The 330-nt window shown below is 44.5% G+C and carries 1 pseudogene; it reads right to left on the bottom strand.

Annotation, left to right across the window (positions count from 1 at the left end):
* Positions 1–330: pseudogene (locus A3712_RS22855) on the bottom strand (hypothetical protein); the annotation flags it as partial.

The raw sequence follows: 330 nt of genomic DNA, 5'->3' as shown, positions 1-330 counted from the left end.
GCTATTAACCAAGCTCTTAAACCTAGGTTAATTTCGGTTTTGATATGGTTGTCGTCATTGCGTTCAATGTTGTGCAGAAGCATTTGCCCGGTCACATCGGCGAATTGGCTAATAGGTCCATTAAAACCCATACCCACAGCTGCATCCCAATCACTTTCAAATTCTGAATCGATACGTGCAGCAAAGTGTGAGTTCTGAGTAAACATGGTTGTTACTTCACCACCGAAGGTACTAGGGCTGGTACCCATGCGCAGCTCGAATGTGTTGTAGTTAAAGTTGTTTGCAGACGCAGAGAAAGAACACAGTGCAGCTAGTCCTAAAAGGACAGTC

It is taken from the genome of Vibrio sp. HI00D65 (assembly GCF_001635455.1).
GTDB lineage: Bacteria > Pseudomonadota > Gammaproteobacteria > Enterobacterales > Vibrionaceae > Vibrio.
Note: the sequence above shows the minus strand (reverse complement) of the source record. Positions and strands in the feature narration are given on the sequence as shown.